Annotated in this window: 20 protein-coding genes; 4 read left to right on the top strand and 16 right to left on the bottom strand. The window is 31.3% G+C overall.

Translation table 11 applies throughout. The features are described 5' to 3' along the window. Window positions 1-64: 64 nt before the first annotated feature. The 4 genes from ACWW38_RS13550 to carA form a co-directional block, all read right to left on the bottom strand. Window positions 65-847 carry a sugar phosphate isomerase/epimerase family protein gene (locus tag ACWW38_RS13550; protein WP_456258057.1) on the bottom strand — a complete coding sequence of 261 codons (783 nt, stop codon included), beginning with the start codon at window positions 845-847 and terminating at the stop codon, window positions 65-67. A 20-nt stretch (window positions 848-867) separates the two neighbouring features. Continuing rightward, the gene (locus ACWW38_RS13545; protein ID WP_456258056.1) at window positions 868-1,719 is read right to left on the bottom strand and encodes a hypothetical protein; all 852 of its coding nucleotides are present in this window, start codon (window positions 1,717-1,719) and stop codon (window positions 868-870) included. A gap of 321 nt (window positions 1,720-2,040) precedes the next feature. Further along, window positions 2,041-5,229 carry a carbamoyl-phosphate synthase (glutamine-hydrolyzing) large subunit gene (gene carB / locus ACWW38_RS13540; protein ID WP_456258055.1) on the bottom strand — a complete coding sequence of 1,063 codons (3,189 nt, stop codon included), beginning with the start codon at window positions 5,227-5,229 and terminating at the stop codon, window positions 2,041-2,043. Window positions 5,230-5,252: 23 nt separating this feature from the next. Beyond that, the gene (carA, locus tag ACWW38_RS13535) at window positions 5,253-6,338 is read right to left on the bottom strand and encodes a glutamine-hydrolyzing carbamoyl-phosphate synthase small subunit (RefSeq protein WP_456258054.1); all 1,086 of its coding nucleotides are present in this window, start codon (window positions 6,336-6,338) and stop codon (window positions 5,253-5,255) included. A gap of 816 nt (window positions 6,339-7,154) precedes the next feature. Here carA and pflB point away from each other — a divergent pair. Together pflB and pflA are read left to right on the top strand one after the other, a co-directional pair. Continuing rightward, complete coding sequence (gene pflB / locus ACWW38_RS13530) at window positions 7,155-9,401, top strand: formate C-acetyltransferase (RefSeq protein WP_456258053.1); 2,247 nt, start codon at window positions 7,155-7,157, stop codon at window positions 9,399-9,401. Window positions 9,402-9,433: 32 nt separating this feature from the next. Then, complete coding sequence (gene pflA / locus ACWW38_RS13525) at window positions 9,434-10,144, top strand: pyruvate formate-lyase-activating protein (RefSeq protein WP_456258052.1); 711 nt, start codon at window positions 9,434-9,436, stop codon at window positions 10,142-10,144. A 746-nt stretch (window positions 10,145-10,890) separates the two neighbouring features. On the opposite strand, the gene pyrE is transcribed toward pflA, so the two are convergent. The 7 genes from pyrE to pyrB are packed head-to-tail and all read right to left on the bottom strand — an operon-like array spanning window position 10,891 to window position 16,599. Continuing rightward, window positions 10,891-11,463: an orotate phosphoribosyltransferase gene (pyrE, locus tag ACWW38_RS13520; RefSeq protein ID WP_456258051.1), complete on the bottom strand. Its 573-nt coding sequence runs from the start codon at window positions 11,461-11,463 to the stop codon at window positions 10,891-10,893. A 48-nt stretch (window positions 11,464-11,511) separates the two neighbouring features. Then, entirely contained in the window at window positions 11,512-12,408 is an 897-nt protein-coding gene (locus tag ACWW38_RS13515) for a dihydroorotate dehydrogenase (RefSeq protein WP_456258050.1), read from the bottom strand. Further along, a complete protein-coding gene (locus ACWW38_RS13510) occupies window positions 12,401-13,135 on the bottom strand; it encodes a dihydroorotate dehydrogenase electron transfer subunit (RefSeq protein WP_456258049.1) in 735 nt (244 codons plus the stop codon). Before ACWW38_RS13510 ends, ACWW38_RS13515 begins: the two co-directional genes overlap by 8 nt. Window positions 13,136-13,143: 8 nt before the next feature. Beyond that, entirely contained in the window at window positions 13,144-14,001 is an 858-nt protein-coding gene (gene pyrF, locus ACWW38_RS13505; RefSeq protein ID WP_456258048.1) for an orotidine-5'-phosphate decarboxylase, read from the bottom strand. A 44-nt stretch (window positions 14,002-14,045) separates the two neighbouring features. After that, entirely contained in the window at window positions 14,046-15,230 is a 1,185-nt protein-coding gene (locus ACWW38_RS13500) for a dihydroorotase (protein ID WP_456258047.1), read from the bottom strand. Window positions 15,231-15,244: 14 nt separating this feature from the next. Further along, window positions 15,245-15,673: an aspartate carbamoyltransferase regulatory subunit gene (locus ACWW38_RS13495; RefSeq protein ID WP_456258046.1), complete on the bottom strand. Its 429-nt coding sequence runs from the start codon at window positions 15,671-15,673 to the stop codon at window positions 15,245-15,247. After that, window positions 15,673-16,599 (bottom strand): aspartate carbamoyltransferase, encoded by a 927-nt coding sequence (gene pyrB / locus ACWW38_RS13490; protein WP_456258045.1) that lies wholly within the window; start codon window positions 16,597-16,599, stop codon window positions 15,673-15,675. Before pyrB ends, ACWW38_RS13495 begins: the two co-directional genes overlap by 1 nt. 396 nt (window positions 16,600-16,995) lie before the next feature. On the opposite strand from pyrB, the gene ACWW38_RS13485 reads away from it, so the two are divergent. Next, window positions 16,996-17,289: a transposase gene (locus tag ACWW38_RS13485; RefSeq protein WP_055668282.1), complete on the top strand. Its 294-nt coding sequence runs from the start codon at window positions 16,996-16,998 to the stop codon at window positions 17,287-17,289. After that, complete coding sequence (locus ACWW38_RS13480) at window positions 17,259-18,128, top strand: IS3 family transposase (protein ID WP_154674973.1); 870 nt, start codon at window positions 17,259-17,261, stop codon at window positions 18,126-18,128. Before ACWW38_RS13485 ends, ACWW38_RS13480 begins: the two co-directional genes overlap by 31 nt. An 896-nt stretch (window positions 18,129-19,024) precedes the next feature. Here the strand turns inward: ACWW38_RS13480 and ACWW38_RS13475 are convergent. The 5 genes from ACWW38_RS13475 to ACWW38_RS13455 form a co-directional block, all read right to left on the bottom strand. Beyond that, window positions 19,025-19,780 carry an EFR1 family ferrodoxin gene (locus ACWW38_RS13475; protein WP_456258044.1) on the bottom strand — a complete coding sequence of 252 codons (756 nt, stop codon included), beginning with the start codon at window positions 19,778-19,780 and terminating at the stop codon, window positions 19,025-19,027. 304 nt (window positions 19,781-20,084) lie between these two features. Further along, complete coding sequence (locus ACWW38_RS13470) at window positions 20,085-21,638, bottom strand: acyl CoA:acetate/3-ketoacid CoA transferase (RefSeq protein ID WP_456258043.1); 1,554 nt, start codon at window positions 21,636-21,638, stop codon at window positions 20,085-20,087. A gap of 144 nt (window positions 21,639-21,782) precedes the next feature. Continuing rightward, entirely contained in the window at window positions 21,783-23,174 is a 1,392-nt protein-coding gene (locus tag ACWW38_RS13465) for a GntP family permease (protein WP_456258042.1), read from the bottom strand. Between the two features lie 130 nt (window positions 23,175-23,304). Further along, entirely contained in the window at window positions 23,305-24,090 is a 786-nt protein-coding gene (locus ACWW38_RS13460) for a short-chain-enoyl-CoA hydratase (protein WP_456258041.1), read from the bottom strand. 260 nt (window positions 24,091-24,350) lie between these two features. Then, entirely contained in the window at window positions 24,351-26,006 is a 1,656-nt protein-coding gene (locus tag ACWW38_RS13455; RefSeq protein WP_456258040.1) for an L-lactate permease, read from the bottom strand. Between the last annotated feature and the right edge of the window lie 347 nt (window positions 26,007-26,353).

Here is a 26,353-nt window from a genome sequence, read left to right as displayed (position 1 = left end):
TTTTTTCGCAATTATAATAATTATATACTAAAAGTTTTATTACAACAATAATTTTATATAAGTTTTATAGCATTTTTGTTAAATATTCCCTGCTATCTATTAACTCATTATATTTTCTATAATTGTCACTATATACTTCTATTATTCCTATACCTGTATATCCAACACCTTTTAATCTTTTACATATGTCTTGGTAATCCACCATTCCCTTGCCCGGCAATATACACATATTATTCTCATCTACATCATTAATATGGAAATTAACTATTCTATTTCCCATGACTTTTATATAATCTTCTATGGAGATTCCTGCTCTATATGCCTGTTTTATATCTAATGTAAAATTTATTTCATATTTACATTTTTCCTGAATTGTTTCTAAAAACTCTGTATTTGATGACATACACCAGGACACATTTTCCTGTGCTAGCTTTATTCCTATTTCCGATGATGTATAAATAAGTTCATCATATATATCTATTATATTATTATGATTGAAAAACTTAAAATCTACATTTCTCATACCATGAAAAGTGTAATATTCTGCTCCTAGCCTTTTTCCTGCTCTGCATACAGCTTTAAAATATTTCATCATATCATCTCTTCTTCTTTTATAGGTATCAAAGAGATGGGGTTCAAAAAAAGATGAAAATGGATGTATAGAATTTATACTGAATTCATTTTTTATACTTTCCTCTATGAGCCTATCTATAAAGCTATCTTCAAATTCGCTTGGGCAATTTAAAAACAATTCTCCTCTGTTAAATCCTAACTTTTTCATTAAGCTTATTGTATTTTCTAAATCTACTTGTGGATAAAAACATGCTGATGAAATTCCTATTTCCAATTATTATAACCGTCCTTACTTTATTTAATGATATTACTTTGTCCATCAACTATTACTTCTAGTCCTTCTGGGGCAATATTCCCATATTTTATTTCTGTTCCTGAAATTTCTCCTCCTTGTGGGGAAAGATTATGTTGATGATTATTTGTACTTATAGTATATTTCCATAAAAATTTTTCATTTTGTCTATTAAACCATGGCAGCTGAGATAAATATGCTATATTATCATCATTTATAAATTTAGGAGAAGCACACCATATATAACTACTATTTTGTTTTATCACATTATCTTTAATAAATACGGTACCTTTACTTGATGTGTACTGTGTTTTAGTAATGTCCTTTTTATTACCGTTAATATCTATGAGTATAAAGTTTTGGGTACCTTTTTCTATTATAACCATATTATTTTTAGATGGACTTATATCATAACTTATAGTATTTGGTGTTAAGCCAGTAAATTGTTTTTGATTATTTACTATGTTATAAAGCAATTTTACATCTTCACCATTAGAAAGCTTTATAGCATATTCTCCTGTTTTTGCAGGCCCTGATTTAGTGTTTTCATTTTTATTTTCTACATTTTTATTCTCTGTCTTTTTATCCGTAGAATCTTTACTAGATTCTTTGTCTTTATCTTTACTTTCATCTTTAGATTTATCCGTAGTCCCCTTATCTTCTTCTACAGTTATTTTGGTTTTTATTTTATTAAGACCAGCTCTAACTTTCTTGCCAAATATTTTATCAATACTTCCACTGAATATAATTATTAAGACAATAATAAGTATTATAACTACAGCTATTATCTTATTTCTTTTTCTCTTTCTCATTTTTTCATCATAATCTTTACTAAAAATACTAGGTTTTGGCACATGGTCACCTCCTGCCTAATCTTCTTAATCATTACATAAACAGAGTTCTTGGCTTCAGATGGAGTTTTTACTCCCTCTGACGCTTAGAAATCGTTATCCAGGGACGTAGCCGCTCTTTACTCCCACTTTGAAAAAGACGGGAGTATTAGAGCGGGTAGTCATCGGATTAATTATAATCTACATGCTAAAATTAACATACATTATAATTATAATACTATTTTCTGCTTTGATACAAATATATTATGCAGAAAAAAGCCAAAGATTCAAAAAATCTTTGGCCTCCTCAAATTTACTTATAATTAGTCCTATTTAAGATTAATGTTAGATAAAATATTTATTTAAAGGTCTATATACTATTTCTTCATTATTCTTTACCAGCTGAATTGTTTTTAAAAATATCCTTGCTGTATCTATACATGTGAATACAGGCACTTTATATTCAGCTGCTTTTCTTCTTACTTTAAATCCTGTACTGGAATGGTTATTTCCTTTAGTTGGTGTATTAATTATTAAACTAATTTCACCCTTGCTTACAAGCTGGAATAAATTATCTATTTCTATTTCTTCACACTCTATATTGTTTTCCTTTAACGCTTCTCCTGTACCTTTAGAGCTATAAATTTTGAATCCCATGTTGTAGTAGTCTTTTATTATATTAATTCCTTCTAGTTTATCAACATCTTTAAGGGAAACATAAATGGCTCCTTTAGTTTCTATATTTATTCCTGCTGCTATGAATCCTTTGTATATAGCCTTATTTAGATCATAATCTATTCCTAAAACTTCCCCTGTAGACTTCATTTCCGGTCCCAAGTAGGTATCTACATCAGCAAGTTTTTCATTAGAGAATACTGGTACTTTAACTGCGTGCATTTTATTTTGTTTCATAAGCCCTGTACCATACCCTATATCTTTTAACCTTTTTTCAAGCATAATCTGTACAGCTATATTTACCATTGGCACACCTGTTACCTTGCTTAATATAGGCACAGTTCTTGACGCTCTAGGATTAACTTCAATTACATAAACATCTTTTCCATCATAGACATATTGAATATTAACTAATCCTTTTATATTAAGTGCTTTTACTATCTTTTTAGTGTTTTCCACTAGCTTATTTACAGTGTCATCATTTAGGGTTATATAAGGATAAACTGTTATACTGTCTCCAGAATGCACCCCTGTTCTCTCTATGTGCTCCATTATTCCGGGAATTAACACATCTTCTCCATCTGATAATGCATCTACTTCAATTTCTGTTCCTTTAACATACTTATCCACAATTATTGTGTGTTCATTATTTAAGCTTACTGCTTCCCTCATATATTTTTCTAGAGCTTGTTTATCATATATAACTTCCATTGCTCTTCCGCCTATTACATAAGAAGGTCTTACTATAACCGGATACCCCAACTCTTTTACTGCCTCATAAGCCTCTTCTACATTAGTAACTGCTCTTCCTGTTGGAGTTTTTATATTTAATTCTTCTAACAGGTTTCTGAATTTATCTCTATCTTCTGCTAAATCTATTGATTCAAAACTAGTTCCTAGAATATTTACTCCCCTTTGGGATAGTTTCTCAGCAAGATTAATTGATGTTTGTCCTCCAAATTGAAGTATTACTCCTTTTGGATTTTCTTTTCTTATTACATTCATAACATCATCTATATATAGAGACTCAAAATAAAGTTTATCAGAAGTATCAAAATCCGTACTTACTGTTTCAGGATTATTATTTACCATTATTGATTCATATCCTGCTTTATTTATTGCCCAAGCACCATGGACACAGCAGTAATCAAATTCTATCCCTTGGCCAATTCTTATAGGTCCAGATCCTATTACCATTATTTTTTCCTTATCTGATACTACATTTTCATCTTCACTATCATAACAAGAATAATAGTAAGGTGTTTTTGCTTCAAATTCTCCACTGCAGGTATCAACCATCTTGTAGACAGGATATATATCTTTTAATTTTTTAACTATTTCTATCTTTTTTACATCTACATTAGATAGCTTACTTATTTGCTCATCTGTAAATCCTAAAGTACTAGCATCACAAATTAGCTCATTGTCTATATTTTTACTTTCTAATCTCTTTTCTATCTGAACCATGTTGTTTATCTTATTTAAAAACCATTTATCTATTTTTGTCATTTCATATATAAAGTCTATGGAAAAACCTCTTCTGAAAGCTTCTCCTATAGCAAAAATTCTTTCATCATCCTGCATTTTTATTTTTGCTAAAAGTTGTTCGTCTGTCATTTCACTTCCGTTTGGAAGCTTTATCCCTATCATTTTACCTTCCAAACAAGTTACAGCTTTTAAGAATGCACTTTCAAAATTTCTATCTATAGCCATAACTTCACCAGTTGCCTTCATTTGTGTTCCAAGAGTTCTTGCTGCTGTATTAAACTTATCAAAAGGCCATTTAGGCATCTTAACTACTACATAATCTAAGGCTGGTTCAAAACAAGCACTGGAATTTTGAGTTACATAGTTTTTCAATTCATCTAAGCTATAACCAATTGCTATCTTTGAAGCTATCTTAGCTATTGGATATCCTGCAGCCTTTGAAGCTAGTGCGCTAGAACGACTAACTCTTGGATTTACTTCTATAACTATATATCTCTCACTAAGTGGATCCAATGCGAATTGTATATTACAACCACCTTCAATTTTTAAGTTTCTTATAATTTTAAGAGCTGAATTTCTAAGCATATGATACTGTTTATCTGTTAATGTCTGTGAAGGCGCTACAACTATGCTATCTCCTGTATGTACTCCTACAGGATCAATATTCTCCATATTACATATAATTATGCAGTTATCCTTTTTATCTCTAATTACTTCGTATTCAAGTTCTTTCCAGCCAGCTACACTTCGTTCAAGTAGTATTTGATTTATAGGGCTCATTTTAAGACCAAGCTCACATATTTCCAAATACTGCTCCATGCTCTCTGCTATTCCTCCACCAGTTCCTCCTAAAGTATATGCTGGTCTTATTATTATAGGTAACCCATTCTTTTCAACAAATTCTTTGCACTGTTCTAGATTAACCGCAATAGTACTTATTGGAATAGGTTCGTTTATCTCAAGCATTAACTTCTTAAATTCTTCTCTATCCTCAGCCTTTTTTATAGATTCGCTATTAACTCCAAGTAACTTAACGTTATGTTTATCTAAAACTCCTTTTGCTTGAAGTTCCATTGCAATATTTAAAGCAGTCTGCCCACCAAATCCAGCTAATATACCATTAGGTTTTTCCTCTTCTATTATCTTTTCTATAACTTCAGTTTTTAGTGGCTCAATGTATATCTTATCTGCCATGTGCATATCTGTCATTATGGTAGCTGGATTGCTATTAACTAAGATTGTTTCTATTCCTTCTTCTTTTATTGACTTACAGGCTTGAGTTCCTGAATAATCAAATTCTGCCGCTTGTCCTATTATTATAGGTCCTGATCCTAAAATTAAAACCTTTTTTAAACTTTTATCTAATGACATATTTTACCCTCCCCGTTGTATTCCTACATAGCTTGCTTTTTAATATTTCTATCCATATTACTTATAAACTGATCGAATAGGTAAGCTGAATCTGCTGGTCCTGGTGCACCTTCTGGGTGAAATTGAACCGAAAATACTGGGAGGAATTTGTGCTTAATTCCCTCTACTGTATTATCATTTAAATTTATATGAGTAATCATTAAATCTTTATCTTTTATGCTTTCAGGTTCCACTGCATAACCATGGTTTTGAGCTGTTATATATGCTTTATCTTTTTCTATATCATATACTCCATGATTCCCGCCTCTATGTCCAAACTTCATTTTATATGTGTCTCCTCCAAGTGAAAGAGCTAAAATTTGATGTCCTAAACATATTCCGAAGGTTGGTTTAACCTGAATAACTTTCTTTACAGTTTCAATTGCTTCTAGAACATCCTTTGGATCTCCAGGTCCATTGCTAAGCATTACTCCATCTGGATTAAGCTCCATTATCTTTTCAAAACTTGTATTATAGGGTACTACTGTAATATGACATCCTCTTTCACTTAGATTTCTTATTATATTTGACTTTGCCCCAAAGTCCATAAGCACAACTCTGTGGCCTTTCCCATTTATATGATATATCTCTTTAGTACTTACTTCTTCAACAAAATTTATATCTTTTTTTAAACTATTTAATTTTTGCTCAAGTTCTCCTATTGTCAAATTCTCATTTGTTATAACGCACTTCATGGTACCATTATTTCTTATTTTCTTAGTTATACTTCTTGTGTCCACTCCGTAAACTCCAACAACATTCATTTTTTCTAGCATTTCACTAATAGACTCTTCACTAGTATAATTTGAAGGAATTTCGCAAGCTGATTTAACCACAAGTCCTCTAGCATATATTTTTTTAGATTCCCAATGTTCTTTGTTTATTCCATAATTACCAATCAGCGGATATGTCATATTTATAATTTGACCTGCATAGGATGGGTCAGTAACTATCTCTGCATAACCTGTCATAGAAGTATTGAATACTAATTCTCCTACTGAAGTACCTATTTTGCCAAAACCTTTTCCAGTATAAACCGTTCCATCTTCAAGATATAATGTTCCATTCACTTTATATTACCTCCTCATAATTATAAATACATTCATACCTGCATGCATGTAAGTTTATGCATAACCTTTGTATAAACCCATAATAAATCTATTTAAAACCTATCTAGAATTTAATTGCTTATTGTGTTTATTAACCTCATAAGTATCAATTTTCAACTGTTCATACAGCTTAATCATATTTATACATTTATACTTATATTTATACAAAGATTATCATTTTAAATTTTTAATGTCAATACTATACAAATAAAAAAACCTTCTGCTGGAGAGCAGAAGGTTAAAATTTTGCATAACTTAACACAAAAATTTATTAATAGGTAATTAAGTGCACCTTTCTAATCTCTCAGGACTAAATTAAAGGCATGAATATATTCAATTTTAATTTTTTCCATAAAAAAACTTCTGCTCTAAGACAGAAGGATACTTCATTTTTATATGAGTACCTTTTTAGTCTCTCGGACTATCTTAAAGGCTTAATATATTAACTATTTTTTTTATGTTAACACGACTTATATTAAATGTCAATACAAATATTGTTATTCATTTAACAATCATAGATTCAATAATTTAAAATTCTATATAAAATAAGAAATTTTACGAACATTTTTATGATAATTCACATACATAATTCGTTATATAACGAGTATTCAAAGTTTTTTTGAATTTAATATTCACTTTCTTATTTTTTTATCGTATAATAAAAACATAGTTATTGTTCGAAAAAATATTATAACTTTAAAGTACAATGATACCATTATTTTTACTATATTGGAATAGTAGATGAAATTATGATGGAATTTTAAGGGGGTTTTTTATATGTTTAAACAATGGGAAGGCTTTAATGAAGGCCATTGGACAGAAGAAATCGATGTACGAAACTTTATACAAAAAAATTATACTTTGTACGAAGGTGATGAGAGCTTTTTAAAAGCTACTGCAGAAAGAACCAAAAATTTATGGAATAAAGCCTATGCTCTTATAGTTAAGGATATTAAAGAAGGTGTATCTGAAATAGAAACTAGCAAATTTTCTAGCATAGATAACTTTGAACCTTGTTATCTTGATAAAGAAAATGAATTAATAGTAGGCTTTCAAACAGATGCTCCACTAAAAAGAATTATGAATCCCTACGGTGGAATGAGAATGGTAGAACAATCACTTGAAGAATATGGCTTCCAAATGCAAAATGGTCTTAAAGATACTTTCAGTGAATTCAGAAAAACTCATAATGAAGGTGTATTTGATGCTTATACTGAGGAAACTAAAGTGGCACGACACGTTGGACTTTTAACTGGATTACCTGATGCTTATGGCAGAGGAAGAATCATTGGTGACTATAGAAGAATATCTCTATACGGCATAAATTTCTTAATAGAACAAAAAAAGAAAGATTTTAAAGAATTAAAAGGACATGCCACAGAAGCTCTTATAAGACTTCGTGAAGAGGTTTCAGAACAAATAAAAGCATTGAAAAAAATTAAAAATATGGCTGCAAGTTATGGTATTGATTTATCAGAACCATCTAAAAATGCAAAAGAGGCTGTTCAAGCTGTATACTTCTCTTATCTAGCAGGTGCAAGAGAAAATAATGGTGCGGCTATGTCACTTGGAAGAACTTCATCTTTTATTGATATATATATAGAAAGAGATTTAAAAAATGGTTTGATAACAGAAGAAGAAGCTCAAGAAATCATAGATCAATTTATTATGAAATTGAGACTTGTAAGACATTTAAGAACTCCAGAATATAATGATCTATTTGCTGGAGATCCTAACTGGATAACTGAATCTATTGGTGGAGTTGGAATTAACGGAAAACCATTAGTTACTAAAACTTCCTTTAGATACTTACATACTCTAACAAACTTAGGACCAGCTCCAGAACCAAATATGACAGTTTTGTGGTCTGAAAAACTTCCAGAAGAATTTAAAAAATACTGTGCTAAGATGTCAATTATAACCGACTCAATTCAATATGAAAATGATGATATAATGAGACCTATATATGGAGACGATTATGGTATAGCTTGCTGTGTTTCTGCTATGCAAATAGGTAAACAAACTCAGCTTTTCGGTGCTCGTGCTAATCTTGCAAAATCATTGCTTTACTCTATAAACGGTGGTATTGATGAGATGTGTGGAGAAAAAGATGGTAGCATAATAAAAGTTATACCAAACATCCCAAAAATGGATGATGAAATTCTAGACTACAAAAAAGTTAAAGAAAGTTATTGGAAAGTAATAGAGTACGTAGCTGAGCTTTATGTAAATACAATGAATACAATACACTTTATGCACGATAAATATGCTTATGAATCTAGCCAAATGGCTCTTCATGATACAAATCTCCATAGATTTATGGCATTTGGTATAGCAGGATTATCTTGTATTGCAGACTCATTAAGTGCAATAAAATATGCTAAAGTTAAGCCTATTAGAAATGAAGATGGTATTGCAGTAGATTTTGAAATTCAAGGAGACTTTCCTAAGTATGGAAATGACGACGATAGAGTTGATGATATAGCTGTAGAAGTAGTAAAAAAATTCTCATCGGAATTAAAGAAGCATTCAACTTATAGAGAAGCGGAACATACCTTATCAGCACTTACTATAACTTCAAATGTAGTATATGGTAAAAAGACAGGTTCAACTCCAGACGGAAGATTAAAAGGTGAAGCCCTTGCCCCTGGTGCAAATCCAATGCACGGAAGAGATTTAAATGGAGCTCTTGCTTCATTAAATTCTGTAGCTAAAATTCCTTATAGAGAATGGTGCCAGGATGGAGTTTCTAACACTTTCTCAATAGTTCCAGATGCATTAGGCAAAGAATCAGAAACTAGAATAATTAACTTAGTAAATATTTTAGACGGATATTTTGCTCAAGGAGGTTTCCACTTAAATGTTAATGTATTAAATCGTGAAACTCTAATAGATGCCATGGAAAACCCAGATAATTATCCAACACTAACTATAAGAGTATCTGGCTATGCAGTACATTTTAATAGATTAACTAAACAGCAGCAATTAGAAGTTATAAAAAGAACTTTCCATGAAAAAATGTAACTAAACCTTTTAAATATTAAGGAGGGATTTTTATGACCACAGGAAGAATTCATTCTTTTGAAAGTATGGGACTTGTAGATGGTCCTGGAATAAGAAATGTAGTATTTTTTCAAGGCTGTCCACTAAGATGTGCCTTTTGCCATAATCCAGATACTTGGAACATAAATGGAGGTCATGAAATCTCCTCTGAAGAACTAATAAGAAAGATACTTCGGTTCAAATCTTACTTTAAAGATAATGGTGGTGTTACCTTTTCTGGTGGAGAACCATTGATGCAACCAGAATTTCTAATTGAAATAGCAAAAAAATGCAAGCAGCATCACATTCATACCACTTTAGATACCTCTGGATATGGTGATGAAAAAATTGGTGAAATTTTAAAATATATAGACTTAGTACTTTTAGATATAAAACATGTATGCCAAGATGATTATAAAAAGTTAACAGGTAAATCTATGGATAAATTTTATGAATTTATAAATCATCTTAATAACTCTAATTGCCGAGTATGGATAAGACATGTAGTTGTTCCTGGAATAACAGATTCAATAGAACATATAGAAAAATTAAAAAATATTATAAAAGTTATTCACAATGTGGATAAAGTGGAGCTACTTCCTTATCATACTTTGGGAGTATATAAATATGATAAGCTTAATTATAAATACAAACTTGATGGTATTAATCCTATGGATAGTGCTAAGTGTCTCGCTCTCCAAGAATTAGTTGTAGACACAAATTAAGTAAAGTGCGACAAAATAGCGGCCTTGGTAACCAGAGTGAGGTGCTAAAAATCGAAGGTATATAATTCAACAGAGAATCATATACCTTCTAACTTTTAGTACGTTAAAATTGGTAAATCAAGGCCGCTATTACTTATGCAAAACATATATTAACAACTTTAATAGTAATAACTATTTATACTATAGTTAATTTAATGATCAGTGTACGAATCATATCAATTGGCTTACTAAAAAAGCGCAAAGCGCTTAACCCGATAGGGTGCCAGGGTTTTAGGCGTAGCCTTTTGAATTTATGATAGTACCTCCTGATTACAATTAATTAAGGTATATAAGAAGAATCCTAGACTTCAGAGGAGGTTTGTAATTCCAAGTGAAGTTTATTAAAAGAATTATTAGGAGCTTTACTCCTTAGAAATAGTTATCTAGTATGTATAGCTATTAAAAAACAGTTTTGAAAAATATCAACATGCTATCGTATTTATTTATAATAATTTTTTAAGTTTTACTCAATAATACTTACTTAATAACTTTACAGTGTGGCTACGCCAGGCAAAATTATCATTTTGCTTTTTGAAGTCCTATTTTATTAGTACTTACTGTATTAGTTATTAGTTGCACTAATTAAGGCATGTAAGATTACTGGCTAGCATATATGTATCAATTGAAGGTTTCTCAATGATACATATATGCGTTAGCCTAGTAATCTTGCATGCCGCCATTTTGTCGTACTTTATTTATTTTAAGTACTACTTGATATTTCTACTACCTGGTTTTACATACTCAATTCCCTGTTTACATAGTGGACAGTCATCACTATCAAAGCTTTCTATTTCTAATTCTATTGAGCTATATATAGGGTATTCTATATTGCTGGTTTTTCTATCTACTATACAAGCTATTCCTATAACTTCTCCTCCAAGGCTTTTAATAACCTCTGCTGTTTCTAGAGAAGATTTTCCTGTAGTTACTACATCTTCTGTTATTAATACTTTTTGTCCAGGTTTTATTTGGAATCCACGTCTAAGTGTCATTTTTCCTTCTACTCTTTCAGTAAATATAGCAGGTTTCCCTAGCTGACGTCCTAATTCATATGCAACTACTATACCTCCCATAGCAGGTCCTAATACTATATCAAAGTCTAAATCTTTAACCTTATTGTATGCTACACTTAATACTTTTTCTGCTTTATCTGGGTATTGTAAAAGCTTAGCACACTGTACATATCTGTTACTGTGTCTTCCTGAAGATAATAAGAAATGTCCTTCTAATAATGCTTCTGCATCCTTTAATATTTCTAATACATTTACGTTGTTATTCATAATTTTTACCTCCAATTTTTATAATAATCTCTAATTTCTGGTCACTGCTTAAACAATTCCTCTTATCTCGCTTATATCTTTAATTCCCTCATTTTCCATAAACTCTTCTATACCATTAATTATATCTAGGCATATATCCGGTTTTATAAAGTTTGCAGTTCCTACTTGAATTGCATGGGAACCAGCCATTATGAATTCTATAGCATCGTTAGCGTTAGATATACCGCCCATTCCTATTACTGGTACATTTACATGTTTACATACCTCATGTACCATTCTAAGAGCTATAGGCTTTATAGCAGGACCTGATAGCCCTGCATATATATTATTAAAAACAGGCTTTCTATTCTTTATATCTATTGCCATAGCTTTAAATGTATTTATCAAAGATATAGAATCTGCTCCTGCCTCACAACATTTATATGCCATGTCTACTATATCCTCTGCATTAGGTGACAGCTTTACTATAAGAGGTTTTCTGCAGACCCTTTTTACCTCTGATACTACTTTATAGGCTACTTCCGACTTTATTCCAAAAGCCATACCACCACTTTTTACATTTGGACAGGATATATTTAATTCAATCATATCAATATCAGACATATTTAGTTTTTCTATCCCTCTGATATAGTCTTCTATACATCCTCCTCCAAGGTTTGCTATTACTACTGTGTCTAGCTTTTTCATATTACTTAGCTTATCTTTTATAAAAGAATCTACTCCTGGATTTTGAAGACCTACACTATTCATAATTCCACTGGAAGTTTCATGTATTCTAACTCCGTCATTTCCTTCTTTTGGGCTTATAGTGAGACCTTTTGTGGATATACCACCTAGCTTAGATACATCATATATCTGCCCATATTCTTCTCCAAATCCAAATGTACCTGATGCAGCAATTACAGGATTTTTAAAGTTAATTCCACAAATATTTACATTAATCATTAAAAATCAAATCCCTTCCATTGAATACTGGACCATCTTTACAGGTTCTTTTATTACCACTTGATGTTTTGCAAGTACATACTAAACAAGCTCCTACTCCACAGGCCATTCTTTTTTCCATTGAGGCATATACTGGTATATTTTTTTCGTTGCACATCTTAACTACCTTTTCCATCATAACCTCTGGTCCGCAACATATAACCACATCATAATCTTCAACCTTTATTAAATCAGTTACATATCCCTTATATCCATTTCTTCCACTTTCAGTAGCTATATTTACTGAATTTACGTATTCTTTCAATTCATCTATACAATAATCTATATCTCTAAAACCAGCGTATAAATCTAAATTACACCCTTTAAGCTGTTTTATTAGATAAATCATAGGCGCAATTCCTATTCCTCCAGCAACTATTGCTACCTTGCCATTTATTTCATCGGTATTAAATCCATTTCCCAGCGGCCCCATTATTTGAACACTATCTTCTTCTGTTAATTTGCTTAGTATTTTAGTACCTTTCCCTACTGCAGCATAAAGAAAAGTTATACTATTGTCAGTTAATGCATTTACACTTATTGGTCTTGGAAGTATCAATCCATCCTCCCAAGCTTTTAACATATAAAATTGACCTGGTTTAGCTTCAAAATTTCCCTCTATAGTAAGTTCAAATATATCCTTAGAAATTTCTATATTTTTTTTAACTTTTTTCTGTGAGTAGATCATCTATAAGTTTACTCCCCTCTAAGTTCTTTTTTCATCTTAAGTACTTCTTTTCTAGCGCACTGGTCAAATATTCTTTCACCATTTTCATATTTTTTATAGGCTAATAGTATTCCTCTAGAGGAATTAACAACTCCTCCATTACCATTTTTTAAGTATACATTAGCTTCTTCTGCGCCTCCACCTTGTGCTCCAAAGCCAGGTATTAGAAAGAAGGTTTTGCTAAACTCTTCTCTTATCTTTGCTCCATCTTCAGCAGTAGTACACCCTATTACCCCTCCGATAGATGTATAGCCGCATTTTCCTAAAACCTCTTCTCCTAGATGTTCAACCTTTTCTCCTACAATTTCATAAAGTTTTCTTTCACCTTTACTGTGTACATATTCAAAATCTTTAGCTCCACTATTGGAAGTTCTAACTAATACAAATATTCCTTTTTCTTTATTTTTAATATATGGTATATAAGGCTCTATACTATCCATTCCCATATAAGGATTTACTGTTATAAAATCTGTTTCAAAATCTCCTTCAAAATGTGCCTTAGCATACATCTCTGCGGTTTTAGATATATCTCCTCTTTTAACATCAGAGATTGCTATGGAACCACTATTTCTTATATACTCTAATGTTCTCTTATATGCTATAAGTCCTTTAATCCCATAAGCTTCATAATAGGCTATTTGAACTTTATAACATGCTGCATGATCTTGTGTAGCATCTATTATTTTTTTATTAAATCCAAAAATTGCATCCTCTATGTGGTTGTAATTATTTAAAAATTCTTTTGGAATGTAGTTAACATCAGTATCTATTCCTACGCATACATTTCCTTTATTCTGTACCTCTTCATATAATCTATCTATTATCACGCTCTTACCTCCATCTTTAATAGCCCACTTAACAAATACAATGGCTAATCTCTGTACACTATCTCTCCATTTTTAATAGTCATTAATATTTTTCCGTAAACTTCTTTGCCATTAAAAGGCGTATTTTTTCCTTTTGACATAAACTTTTCTGAGTCTATTTTATAGTTTGCTTGTAGGTCAGCTAATACTAAATCTCCATCAAATCCTACAGTAACTTGTCCCTTATTTAATCCCATTATTTCTGCTGGCCCTTTAGACATAAGTTCAGATAGTTTATTTAGTGATATATTTTCTTCTCTTACTAGTTTTGTGTAACATACTGAGAAAGCCGTCTCTATACCAGAAATACCTGGTGCTCCATTCTTTTTATCTTCCTCTGTATGAGGGGCATGATCTGTAGCAATAGCATCCACAAATCCATATCTAATGGCTTTAATTATAAATTCTATATCTTCCCTCTCTCTAAGCGGAGGATTTACTCTATATTCTTTCTCTCCCATTAGTGCAAGATGATGTGGTGTAACTTCACAGGTAAGCTTAACTCCCTCTTTTTTCCCATCTATAACATATCCCATAGCTTCTTTTGTGCTAACATGAGCCATATGAAGCTTACATCCTGTAAACTTAGCAAGAGCTATATCTCTCCATGTCATCATATTTTCCGCCATTCTCATATCTACTTTACTCATTTCTGGATTTTCCGCATGAGAGATTACTGTTATTCCCTTCATTTTTGCCTTTACCATAGCATTCATCATTACCTTATTATCTTCTACACCTTTTCCATCGTCTGAGATAAACTTTACACTTGAACTTATTTTATCCAAGTGACTTAAGTCTTTTCCATCTAAATTTCTTGTTATAGATACTACTTGATGCACATCTACAAGTCCTATACTTTTTGCTCTCTCTTTTACTTCATTAACTATATCCATACTAGAACAAACAGGATTAGTATTTGCCATAAGATTTACTGTAGTATATCCTCCTCTTACAGCTGCTCTGCTCCCACTTAATATATCTTCTTTATGGGTAAATCCTGGCTCTCTAAAATGTGCATGTAAGTCTATAAAGGATGGCATAAGTACCTTTCCACTTCCATCTATAATAGTGCAATTTTTAGATAAGTGCTTTCCTATTTCATATATTTTGCCTTTACATATATAAACATCTCCATAAAAGTCTTGTGCCCAATCTACTATTCTTACATTCCTTATTAAAAGTTCCATACTTAGCCACTCTCCTAGATTTCTTTTTTATAAGCTTCATCGCAATACTTGCATCTATATTCTCTTTTTATCTCATCTGCTAGATAAAATTGTTGCGGTATATCTTGCTCAACTGTAGTTATACATCTAGGATTTTTGCATGTCATTATGTTTTCAACTTCCTCTGGAAGATCTAATTTAATCTTCCTCACAGTTTCTCCGTTTTCTATAATACTAATTGTTATATTTGGATCGGTTAATCCTAAAACTGCAAAGTTAACATCTATTTTATTTTCTATTTTTATAATATCTTTTCTGCCTGATTTTTTGCTTTGAGCATTCATTATAAGTGCTACCGAAAACTCAGCTTTATCTAGACCAAGATAATTAAATATTTTAATTCCACTGCCTGCTTTTATATGATCAATTACAATACCATTTCTAATGCTATCTATATTTAACATTAATCACACACCCCCAAAAGCTTTGATATTAGAGCCATTCTTACGAACATTCCAAATTTTGCTTGCTTAAAGTAGTATGCTCTTGGGTCTGAATCAATTTCGTAAGATATTTCATTAACTCTTGGAAGTGGATGAAGAACTATCATATCCTCTTTTGCCATTTTCATCTTTTCTGTATCAAGTATATAGCTGTCCTTAAGTCTTATATAATCTTCCTCATTGAAGAATCTTTCCTTCTGCACCCTAGTCATATAAAGTATATCTAATTCTTCAATAACTTCTTCTAATCTTTCTACCTCTACGAATTCTATGTTTTTCTTTTTTAATATTTCTTCTTTTATATAATCTGGAATTTTTAATTCATTTGGTGATATTAGTATGAATTTATTATTTTCATATCTCGATAAAGCTTTAACCAAAGAATGGACGGTCCTTCCGAATTTTAAATCTCCACAAAGACCAATTACGTGATTTGAAAACTTACCTTTTACATTTCTAATTGTAAGCAAGTCTGCTAATGTTTGAGTTGGGTGTTGATGTCCACCATCTCCTGCATTTATAACTGGTATATCTGAATTCATGGTAGCTACTCTAGCTGCCCCTTCTTTAGGATGTCTCATAGCTATAATATCAGCATAACATCCAACAGTTCTTATAGTATCTCCTAAGCTTTCACCTTTTGATACTGAACTAGAATTCGAATCTGAGAATCCTAATACCTTTCCACCTAGTCTAAGCATTGCTGCTTCAAAGCTTAATCTTGTTCTTGTACTTGGCTCATAAAACAATGTAGCTAAAAGCTTTCCTTCACAAACCTTTGAGTATTTTTTAGGATTTTCTATGATTTTGTCTGCTAAATTAAATAACTCTTCTAATTCTTCTAATGTGAAATCCATAGGGTCAATTAAATTTCTTCCTGTAAGCATATTTATTCCTCCTTTTTAGCCTCTCTGAACTAATATTAAAGGGTAATAAAAAATGCCTTCACGATTTACGAGAAGGCATAATTATGCATAAACTTATATATACAAAATTATAATATTTAAAATTCTAGCTTAGCACCGAATATCCTTCCCAGTATCTCGTACTGAGTTAAAGGCATCATTATTAACTTTTAGGTAATTGTAACACATTTATAATATAAAAGCAATGTATAATTTTAACCTCTTATAATTATTAATATAAATATTTTGCGAAGCAATTTTTTAGTGAATAACTAATAGTGAAAAGTGAATAGTGAATAGGAAAGTTGTATAGTAAAAGTACACACCTAAAACAGTTAAAAATATAGTATAATTTTAACAAATGGAGGTTGTGTACTTATGGCAAGAAAATATACAAGTGATTTTAAAATTCAAGCATGCGAATTAGTGGTAAACGAAGGTTTAAAACCGAAGGTTGTCGCTGAAAAATTTGGCATTAGCCATATAATGCTATATAGATGGATTGATGAGTTTAAAACTTACGGACATCAAGCTTTTGTAGGTAGTGGAAAGCTTCGTCCAGAGGACGCTAAATTAAAGAAACTTGAGAAGGAAAATGAAATTCTCAGGCAAGAGGTTGAAATACTAAAAAAAGCAGCGGCATACTTTGCGAAACAACAAAAGCACGATTAGAGTTTGCCAAAAAAGAACTCAATCAATATGACACAAGCTTAGTATGCCGTATCTTAAAAGTGTCAAGAAGTGGCTTGTATAAACACAAATTCAAATGTAAGACAGTTAAAGAAATAGAGGTTGAGCAGGAAGTAATTAATTGTTTTAAAAGACATCATGGAAACTATGGTAGAATTCGTATTAGAAAAGAACTTTTAAATAGGGATATCCATGTCTCGGAACCCAAAATTACTTCAATATTAAAGCATAATGGACTACAACCTAAATGTGGTAAAAAACGTAAAAGCTACGCTAAAAAGACATCTGCAGAATATCTTAGTGAGAATTTGGTTGTAGATAAATTTTCTATCACTAATCCAAATGCTCTTTGGTGTGCTGATATTACTGAAATAAAAATCTATAAATCTAAGCTTTATCTAAGTGCAATAATTGATGTAGCTTCGCGTAGAATAGTAGGTTGGAATATAAACACTCACATGAGACAAGAAATAGTACATGAAGCTATAAACATGGCGTATCATAGATTTAAGCCTACAGAGGGTGTTATATTTCATTCAGATCGTGGTTGTCAGTATACCTCAAACGCTACAAAGGATATTCTTATAGGTTACAAAATGCGTTCAAGCATGTCTAGACCTGGAAATCCAAGTGACAATCAACCTATAGAAACATTTTGGAAAACCCTTAAGCAAGAAATTGAGGATATTTCAAAATTAAAGTTCAAGGAAGCGAAGCGTGCAATTATCAAATATATTGAGTTGTACTACAATAGTGATAGAATGCACTCATCGCTTGATTATAAAACACCAAATCAATTTTGGAAAGAAAAATGTTCTTAAAAATTAACTGTTTTATTTGTGTAATATTCTTGACAGTTTTCATATTTTTCTCCGCTTTGCTACAAAAAATTTTAATTTTATTTAATTTGTTAAATTTAGTTGCCTTATCGATAATTACTTTAACAAAGCTAAACATTTGTTTTTCTATAATTAAAAACTTTTCTTAATACCAATGGAGAAGTGTAAGAATTATATCAATTGACTTACTAAAAAAGTGCAAAGCGCTTAACCCGATATGGTGTCAGGGTTTTAGGCGTAGCCTGTTGAAGTTATACTAGTACCTTCTGATTACAATTAATTAAGGTATATAAGGAAAATCTTAGACTTAAGAGAAGATTTGTAACTTCAAGTGAAGTTTATTAAAAGAATTATTAGAAGTTTTACTCCTTAGAAATAGTTATCTAATATGTATAACTATTTAAAAAATAGTTTCGAAAAATGTCAACATGCTGTCTCATTTATTTATAATAATTATTTAAACTGTACTTAATAATACTTACTTAAGTAACTTTACAGTGTGGCTACGCTAGGCAAAATTATCATTTTGCTTTTTGAAGTCCTATTAGTACTTACTGTATTAATTATTAGTTGCACTAATTAAGGCATGTAAGATTACTGGCTAGCATGTATGTATCAATTGAAGAAACTTTGAAGGAATAACTAGTAGTACTTAAGGCTGCTGTTTTAAAAATTCGTAATTGTGATCAAGGACGAGCACAGCCCGCTCCCCCACAGGACGTGGGATGGAGCGAGGTAGAATTTTTAAATAAAGCAGCCTTTAGTACTACTCTATGAACTGAAGGTTTCTCAATGATACATCTATGCGTTAGCCTAGTAATCTTACATGCCGCCATTTTGTCGCAACATACTTATATTACCACTTAAAACTAATCATACTATAATTTATACTGCTCAAAAGTTCTTCCTTTATACCTAAAAGCATTTACTGGGCATTTATGGATACATTTTTGACATGATATACAGTTTAAATTAAATGTGATTTTATCTTTTTCTAAGTTAATGTTACCTGTTGGACATTCTCTAACACACTTGTTACATTTAATACATTCTTCTTCATTTACACTAAGTTTTTTCTTTGCCCAACTTTTAGAGTAAATTAAAAATAGCTTATATACTAATTTTGCTGATAATAATCTAGCTTTTGATACTCTATTTATACATTCTTTATTTTTTAAAAATTGATCTATAATTATCTTAACTTTTTCAATAGCATTCTTCTTAAGCTCTTCTATTCCTTCTCTTGAATCTTTGTCAAAAGCAACAACGTAATAATTATTAGGCATTTCTATGAACTCTTTTATTATAACTTTTAATCCCTTTTCTTTTAAAATGCCAGCTATATCATCAGGTCCTGAAGCAGTTTTTGCAGCTTGCGTGGAAAATACTATACATTTTCCTCTACATTTTTTCGGTATATTTTCAACAATCCACTTTTTGAAAAGTTGAGGAAACATTTCTGCGTGAATGCAAGCACCAAATACATAAAAATCATAAGCTTTGCTTAAACTTTTGACTTTAGTAATATCAATCATATCACAATCAATTCTGTTGTCTTTAAAGTTTCTTTGAAATTCTCTTGCAATAAATTCTGTATTACCTGTTCCTGAAAAATATACTATAGCACCTTTCATTTATTTTTCCCCCACAAAATTTTTTAAGATAAAGAGGCTTCTAAGCTTTTGATTTATATTTTACTTCTCTAACATACATTTTACAACAAATATAAATAGGTATATATTTTATCGATATATACCTATTTATATTTCTAAAAATCTTATATTATATATAGTTTAACAACAATTCTAGATAATTAATAAAAAATTTTTTCTAATCTAACATTCTATTTTGGGGATATATTTTAAAGATTGTTGAGTTCATTATAATTTAGAATTATTTTTGATATTATACGAAATCAACAATTTCTTAAAACATAGCCTATTTTTTTAATCCCATTAATTCATCTTTAAAAATTCTTTCATCCATTGTTTTTAAATCAGCTGAAATTATTGGCACGAATCCCATTTGATCTAATACATCTTTTTGAAGATCTACTCCAGGAGCTATTTCTGTAAGAACTAATCCTTCTTCTCTTAATTCAAATACAGCTCTTTCTGTAATATATAGAACCGGCTGTCCAACTTCTAGCGCATAGTCTCCACTGAAAGTTATTTGTTCAACTTGTTCCATAAATTTTTTAGTCTTTCCTTCTTTTTCTATTATAAGTTTGCCATTGTCAACTGCAACCTTTAAGCCGCCTGCAGTAAATGTTCCACAATATATAACTTTTTTAGCATTTTGAGTTATGTTTATGAATCCGCCACAACCAGCTATTCTTGGTCCGAATTTACTTACATTTATATTTCCTTTAGCATCACATTGTGCTAGTCCTAAATATGCTACGTCAAGTCCGCCTCCATCATAAAAATCAAATTGATATGCTTGATCTAATATAACTTCAGCATTTATAGATGCTCCAAAGTTTCCTCCACCTGCTGGTACTCCACCAACTGGACCAGCTTCAACTGTTAGTGTCATTGTATCTCCAATGCCTTCTTCATTAGCTACTCCAGCTACCATTTCAGGCATTCCTATTCCTAAATTTACTGCAGCATTTTTAGGTAATTCCATAGCTGCTCTTCTTCCTATAATCTTTCTTTCACTTAATGGTTCTGATTCTATTGAATTCATTGGAATTACTGCTTCTCCACAGAATTCTGGCTTGAACGGCTCTGAGAAAGTTTGCCATGAAGCTTCTCCATCAACAACTACTACGGCATCCACACATATTCCAGGAACTTTAACTAATTTTGGATCTAATGAACCATTAGCTACTACTTTTTTAACTTGAGCTATAACAACTCCGCCAGAAGCTTTTGCAGCTTGAGCCATAGATAAAACTTCTACTGTTGCAATTTCTTGTTCTAAAGAAATATTTCCTCTTTCATCAGCATAAGTTCCCTTTATTAGGGCTACATTTACTGGAAATGCTTTGTAGAATAATCTTTCTTGTCCTTCTATGTTAACTACTTTTACAATATCTTCTTTTGTTTTCTCATTTAACTTTCCACCTTCTACACGTGGATCAACAAAGGTTTTTAAGCCTACGTGAGTTATTGTACCAATCTTACCTGCAGCAATATCTCTCATTAAATGAGAAATTACTCCTTGTGGTAAATTATAAGCCTCTATTTTATTCTCTAATGCTAATTTTTGAAGCTTTGGAGCAAGATTCCAGTGTCCACCTATTACTTTACTAACAAGACCTTCGTGTCCCATGTGGTTTAAGCCTTTATCTTTGCCATCACCTTGTCCTGCAGCATAAACTAATGTCATATTTTTAGGACACGCTTCCCCATTTAGAAATTTTTCTTCAATAGCTGTAGTAATTCCTTCTGGGTGTACACCTCCTACGAAACCAGATACAGCAACAGTATCTCCATCTTTAATCATTGCAATAACTTCTTCCATTGTTTTTACTTTTGAAGCCATTTTTTTCTCCTCCTTCTATTATTCAACATTATGAAATAATGTAAAATTACAGGCTGTTGACATTTCGCCAACAGCCTGGATATATATCCTACAGATATATATCTAAATTTATATTTAAATTAGATTATTATTTTTAACTATGCCTTATACTACTCCCATAAGTGCAAATATTACAGTTATGACAAGAGTACATATTGGAATTACAACTGAAATCATACCAATATCTTTATATGATTCTTTATGTGTTAATCCACAAATTCCAAGAAGTGTTATTACTGCTCCATTATGAGGAAGTGAGTCGAAACCACCACTTGCAAGAGCTGCAATTCTGTGAAGTACTTGTGGATTAATATTTTGATCTATAGCCATTTGTAAATATTGTTTTCCTAGCACTCCAAGAGCAATACTCATACCGCCTGAAGCTGAACCAGTTATACCTGCAAGAACGTTTACTGATATTGCTTCTGATATAAGAGGGTTACTTGAAACTCCAAGTAAAGCTTCCTTAACAATTGCAAATGCCGCCAAAGATTGTATAACGTTTCCATATCCAACCTCTGAAGATGTATTTATAATTGCAAGAAGAGAGCCTATAGCACCTTGGTTTACGCTATTTTTAGCACTTTCCATTCTCTTTAAGTTTAATAATATTGTTACTAATATTGAAATAACTAATGCTATGATTAAGCTCCATGTACCTGCTACCTTTGATAAAGTAGTTAAGTATGGCTCTTTTTCTAAGAATGCTCCATCGTATTTTCCTGCTACAATCACGAATTTTGATAATATAAAGTTTATAACTAATACTAATACTATTGGAGTTAATGAAAGTGTTAATGAAGGTAATTGACTATCATCAAATTTAGTAATTTTTTCACCTGGGTGATCTCCATAACCTTCTCCTTTAGCTTTAGCTTGCTTTACTCTATGAGTTAACCATGCCATACCTCCAATAAACATACAAATTGATGCTATTATACCAAGCATAGGTGCTGCGTAAGCGTTTGTTCCAAAGAAAGGCATTGGAATTGCATTTTGTATTTGTGGTGATCCTGGAAGACCTGTCATTGTAAAAGTAAATGAACCTAATGCAATGGTTCCTGGTATTAATCTCTTAGGTATATCTGCTTCTTTAAATAATTGCATTGCTATTGGAAATACTGCAAAAGCAACAACAAACATTGATACTCCGCCATAAGTTAAGATACTAACTGATAAAACAACTGCTAATACACATTTATCCGCACCTAATTTTTTTGCTATAGCGTGAGCAATTGATTTTGCTGAACCTGAATCATCCATAACTTTACCAAATATAGCTCCTAATAAAAATACAGGGAAATATGATTTTGCATAACCTGCAAACGCCTTCATAAATATTTCTGTATAGGTTGCCATTACATGAGCATCCATTCCACTGCTCATAATAGTTGCAAACAAGGCTAAAACAGGTGCTAAAATAAGCACTGTAATACCCCTATAAGCTAAATACATTAAAAGACCTAGTGAAATTATAATTCCTATTACTCCTATCATAATTGCTATTCCTCCACCCCTATAATATATTTTAAGGTTAAAACGTTTACACTATGTTGCTAAGAAAATGTTAAAGAAAACTACATTAACATTTCCTTAGCCCCAAATATGTTCTCTTTACCTCTTACTATTATCTATTCTTGAAGTTCTTTTCTTTTCTCTTTTCTATGAAAGCTGTCATTCCTTCTGTTTGATCTTCTGTTGAGAAACATGCTCCAAATAATTCAGCTTCAAAAGCTATTGCAGTATCCATATCTACTTGCATTCCTCTGTTTATAGCTTGTTTACAAAGCTTAACAGCAAATGGTGCATTTTTAATAATGTCTTTAGCTATTTTTTCAGCTTCTGGAATTAATTCTTCTAAAGCAACAACCTTATTTACAAGTCCAATTCTGTAAGCTTCTTGAGCATCTATCATGTTTGTTGTATATATTAATTGTTTAGCCATTCCCATACCAACAAGTCTTGGCAATCTTTGTGTTCCACCAAAACCTGGAGTTATTCCCAATCCTGCTTCTGGTTGAGCAAATTTAGCATTTGTTGAAGCAATTCTCATATCACAAGCCATAGAAAGTTCACAGCCTCCGCCTAGAGCAAAACCGTTTACAGCTGCTATTACTGGTTTTTCTAGTGTTTCAATAGCTCTGAAAGCCTTATTTCCTAATATTCCGAATTTTCTACCTTCAATAACATTCATATCTTTCATTTCTGAGATATCTGCTCCTGCTACAAAAGATTTCTCTCCTGCACCTGTCAAAATTACTACCAATATTTCATCATCTTTTGAAATTTCGTCAACAGCTAAGCATATTTCACCTAAAGTTTCTGAATTTAATGCATTTAAAGCCTTAGGTCTGTTGATAGTAAGATATCCTATTCCATTTTCTTTTGTTAAAATAACATTTTTGAAGTCCATTATTACTCCTCCTCTAATTTTAATATTTTTTATAATATTTACACATTTCATCATGCTTAATAAAACTTTCTCCAGTTACATTAAGCATAATGAAATAAGTGAAACCAAATTAAAAATAAGGATACTAATTGTTAGAATGCTAATTATATTAGATTTTATTATCTAGCATGTTAAAACTCCATTGAGTAATATAAATTAACATGCTAGATAATTATTTTAGCTATAATACTTACGGTATAATTCGCATATTATATTTTTTATTAAAATAGATTCAACATAAAGAACTTAACAACTATTATTGCTATTATTCCTGCTAACACTCCATATGCAATACATATCTTAATATTATTTTTAATTATCTTACCTTCTTTACCTACAAGCCCAACTGTAGTTAAAACAGCAACTACATTGTGAACACATATCATATTTCCAGCGGCTCCCCCAACTGATTGTAATGCTAATGTAGATATTATTGGTATTCCAACTTCTTTAGCTGCACTAAATTGTAATGCACCAAACATAATATCTGATACTGTGGCACTACCAGATACAAAGGAACCTAGTATACCAACTATAGGAGCAACTATATACCATCCACTTCCAGCTATCATAGCTGCAGTTTTAGCCATAACTATAAGCATTGAATCACTGCCTGCTGCTGCTCCTGAGTTCATCATGATATAAGTCATACCTAATGCGAAGAATAATGCTATAGCTGCTGGTTTTATTTCCTTTAACGTATCTCCCCAAGCTTTAAATGCTTCTTTTCTATCTAATCCATGCATAAATGGAATAATTAATGCAACTAACATGAATGGAATAATTCCTGGATTATATAGTGGTGTAATACCTCTTGATATAGATGTTCCTAAAATATTTGTCCATTCTATATTCCAAACTTTTAATAATGGAGTAACCCCTAACCATTTTAGACGTCCAATTAATAGTAATATACCTATTAATATATATGGAGCCCAAGCCTTTGCTGCACTTAATTGTTTAGCATCTACTGGTCTGCTGCTTCCAGCTTTAATTGAACCTTCCCAGTCTTCTTCCCATTGATCATGAGGTTTAAAATCCCAATTTGCTTTAGGAACAAACATTCCTTTTTTAATAGCAATTACAAATATTGGTATAGATATTAATCCACCTAATAATGCTGGAAGTTCTGGTCCTACAAAAGTTGCTATTATTACTTCTGGGACTGTAAATACTAATCCTCCAAATAAAGCTAATGGTAAAACTTCTAATCCCTTTTTAATGCTTTTATCAACTATTAATGTCATAGTACAAACCATAACAAGTGGAATAAATGTACCTATTACAAAGTGTATTATTCCTGAAAAAGCTCCTATTTGGTTTAAAAATACTGTAAAATCTCCAGTATATCCACCTGACATTACCATATCTTTTAAGTTTGCAAATCCCCCAATAATAGGTGTTCCAACAGCACCAAAACTAACTGGAGCACTGTTACCTATTAGAGCAACCATAGCTGCTACTAGTGGTGGAAATCCTAAACCTACTAATAATGGAGCTGCAACTGCAGCAGGTGTACCAAATCCGGCAGCACCCTCAAAGAATGCACCCATTAAGAAACCTATTATAATAACTTGTACTCTTCTATCTGTAGAAACGCTGGCCATAGAATTTGCTATACCATCTACGCCTCCACTTTTTCTCATAATCTGTAATATAAGTAATGCACCATATACTATTATTAGTATATCTACGGTATTAATAGCTCCGCATATAGTAGCTGCAGATATCCATTTAAATGGCATCTTCCAAAGAGTGGCAGCTATTATTAATGCTACTATAAATCCTACTGGCATTGCTTTTGTTGATGGCCAGTTAAAGGCTATCATTAGTACTCCAACGATCAATATAGGTATAAAGGCTATTAGTGCTAACATATTTTATTTTGTTCCCTCCCTAAAAATTTTGTATAGTAATCGTTTGCAAAATCTCTAGACCACATGGGCTTTAAGGCTTTTCAAACTTTATCAAAAGAATTTCTTCAATTGAATTTGAAACAAATATAAGAAACAATAAATATAAATTAAAATATAACTAAGAAAAGAATTACTTCATGATTAAAAAATATAATTTAGTTTTATGATATGTTGTCTCAATACTTATAGCATTGATAATTCTGAATAAACTTGGTATCTCTCGAGATAAAATTTTTTTAATATATATATTAAATTATTATTAAGATCCATCTGTTCTAACTTATTGGATCAGTGTTTTCTATTTTATA

The organism is Clostridium sp. JNZ J1-5, assembly GCF_053901425.1.
The sequence above is the reverse complement of the archived record's forward strand: the minus strand, read 5'-3'. Positions and strand labels throughout refer to the sequence as shown.

Bases quoted from the DNA above. Each gene is read 5' to 3' on its own strand.
- pflB (WP_456258053.1), top strand. From the start codon at position 7,155: ATGTTTAAACAATGGGAAGGCTTTAATGAAGGCCATTGGACAGAAGAA.
- ACWW38_RS13475 (WP_456258044.1), bottom strand. From the start codon at position 19,780: ATGAAAGGTGCTATAGTATATTTTTCAGGAACAGGTAATACAGAATTT.
- ACWW38_RS13455 (WP_456258040.1), bottom strand. From the start codon at position 26,006: ATGTTAGCACTAATAGCCTTTATACCTATATTGATCGTTGGAGTACTA.
- ACWW38_RS13515 (WP_456258050.1), bottom strand. From the start codon at position 12,408: ATGATTAATGTAAATATTTGTGGAATTAACTTTAAAAATCCTGTAATT.
- ACWW38_RS13465 (WP_456258042.1), bottom strand. From the start codon at position 23,174: ATGATAGGAGTAATAGGAATTATAATTTCACTAGGTCTTTTAATGTAT.
- ACWW38_RS13470 (WP_456258043.1), bottom strand. From the start codon at position 21,638: ATGGCTTCAAAAGTAAAAACAATGGAAGAAGTTATTGCAATGATTAAA.
- pyrE (WP_456258051.1), bottom strand. From the start codon at position 11,463: ATGAATAACAACGTAAATGTATTAGAAATATTAAAGGATGCAGAAGCA.
- pyrB (WP_456258045.1), bottom strand. From the start codon at position 16,599: ATGCTTACAGGAAGAAATTTAATTGACCCTATGGATTTCACATTAGAA.
- ACWW38_RS13510 (WP_456258049.1), bottom strand. From the start codon at position 13,135: ATGATCTACTCACAGAAAAAAGTTAAAAAAAATATAGAAATTTCTAAG.
- ACWW38_RS13495 (WP_456258046.1), bottom strand. From the start codon at position 15,673: ATGTTAAATATAGATAGCATTAGAAATGGTATTGTAATTGATCATATA.
- pflA (WP_456258052.1), top strand. From the start codon at position 9,434: ATGACCACAGGAAGAATTCATTCTTTTGAAAGTATGGGACTTGTAGAT.
- ACWW38_RS13460 (WP_456258041.1), bottom strand. From the start codon at position 24,090: ATGGACTTCAAAAATGTTATTTTAACAAAAGAAAATGGAATAGGATAT.
- carB (WP_456258055.1), bottom strand. From the start codon at position 5,229: ATGTCATTAGATAAAAGTTTAAAAAAGGTTTTAATTTTAGGATCAGGA.
- ACWW38_RS13485 (WP_055668282.1), top strand. From the start codon at position 16,996: ATGGCAAGAAAATATACAAGTGATTTTAAAATTCAAGCATGCGAATTA.
- ACWW38_RS13500 (WP_456258047.1), bottom strand. From the start codon at position 15,230: ATGGAACTTTTAATAAGGAATGTAAGAATAGTAGATTGGGCACAAGAC.